The following is a 1,991-nucleotide window of genomic DNA, read 5'->3' on the forward strand; positions in this document are numbered from 1 at the left end:
AATAATTACACGCCACCTCCCCACGCCTGTAATACTTACAAAGCATTTTATGCCAAACTGGAAGAATTTGAAAACGACCTACATCTACATGTGCATTTGGAAAACAATATCCTTTTCCCAAAAGCAAATCAAATGGAGAAAGAAATCTTTAACTAAAGCTCCAAATACCATTCGAGTAAATTCGAGTAATTCGGATCCATTCGGATAATTCGTATTGTTGAAAACTTTGTTGATAGCTATTTCAGATAAAATTATCTTATATTTATTTAATCCTTAATTTTAAAATCGAGCTACTAATCTTAAAAATTTAAAATTATGGAAATAAATCAGGAAATACTCTCAGACATTGTTGTACATATGAAATATGCCCGCTACCTCCCTGAGCAGCATCGTAGGGAAGTTTGGCAGGAAATCTGTAATCGTTATGAAGGCATGATGCTGGAAAAATACCCCAGGCTCACTACCCAAATCATAGAACATATGAAATTGGTGAGGGATAAAAAGGTATTGCCTTCAATGCGTGCCATGCAATTTGCAGGTCCGGCCATCAAGCGCAATCACAGCCGTATTTACAACTGTGCGTATTTGCCTGTAGATGATATTTATGCGTTTTCTGAAACCATGTTCCTTTTGTTGGGAGGCACCGGTGTGGGCTATTCGGTACAAAAACACCACGTGGCCAATTTGCCTCCCATCAAAAAAGGGCAGAAACGCAGAAAATTTTTAGTTGGTGATAGTCTGGAAGGTTGGGCAGATGCAGTCAAGGTATTGTTGAAATACTATTTTGGCATACACGAATCCAAACCTGATTTTGATTTTTCAGATATTCGGCCCAAGGGGAGCCGCCTCGTCACTGCCGGCGGAAAAGCTCCCGGTCCCGAGCCTTTAAAAATCTGCATTGCCCACCTTTCAGCTATTTTAGACCGCAAACAGGATGGCGAACGACTCACCCCACTGGAGTGTCACGATATGATGTGCCACATTGCCAATGCAGTACTGGCAGGGGGAATACGTCGCTCAGCAATGATCTCCCTCTTCTCTCACGACGATGAGGACATGCTTACTTGTAAATTTGGCCCTTGGTGGGAATTGAATGAACAACGTGGCCGTTCAAACAACTCAGCTGTACTGCACCGCGACAGCATCACCGAACGGGAGTTTTTTGAACTTTGGAAAAAAATAGAATTGAGTGGCAGTGGCGAACCCGGGTTTTATTTTACCAACAACATCGATTGGGGTACCAACCCCTGTTGTGAAATTGCCTTACTGCCTTTCCAGTTTTGCAATCTTTGTGAAGTTAACGTCAGCAATATCGAAAACCAACAAGATCTTAATGAGCGTGTTGCAACAGCCGCTTTCCTGGGAACACTTCAAGCCGGATATACCAATTTTCATTACTTACGTGAAAAATGGAAGACCCATACCGAAAAAGACGCCCTAATCGGTGTGGGCATGACCGGAATTGCCTCAGGAAAACTCGATAAACTCAACCTTGATGAAGCCGCAGCCGTGGTCAAGAAAATCAATGAAGAAGTAGCTGCACAAATTGATATAAATATTGCAGCTCGCACGACCACTATTAAGCCTTCAGGGACCACTTCATTGGTATTGGGCACTTCGTCCGGCATCCATGCTTGGCACAATGACAATTATATCCGTCGCATTCGTATTGGCAAAGACGAAGCACTCTGCAAATATCTGGTAGCTTACCATCCTGAGCTGATTGAAGAGGATTTGCTCAATCCCAAGCAAATGATAGTTTGTATCCCCCAAAATGCTCCTAAGGGTGCCATCACCCGTCACGAGGATACTATGGATTTATTGAAGCGCATTGCCAAATTTAATGAGCAATGGATTAAAAAAGGCTATCGCAACGGTGAAAATGACAATAATGTTTCGGCAACCGTTTCCATTAAACCCAATGAATGGGGCAAAGTGGGCGAATGGATGTGGCACAACAAATCGTCATACAACGGACTGAGCGTGCTTCC

General features: G+C 42.9%; 1 protein-coding gene and 1 pseudogene. Both read left to right on the plus strand.

Features of this window, described 5'->3' with window-relative positions; genetic code table 11:
- Nucleotides 1-156, plus strand: a pseudogene (locus tag AC6F75_RS10910) (iron-sulfur cluster repair di-iron protein); the annotation flags it as partial.
- Between the two features lie 159 nt (nt 157-315).
- The coding region (locus tag AC6F75_RS10915; protein ID WP_500715051.1) for a glycyl radical enzyme family protein at nt 316-1,991 on the plus strand (1,676 nt) is incomplete at its 3' end.

The sequence above is a fragment of the Planktosalinus sp. genome, from assembly GCF_059864935.1.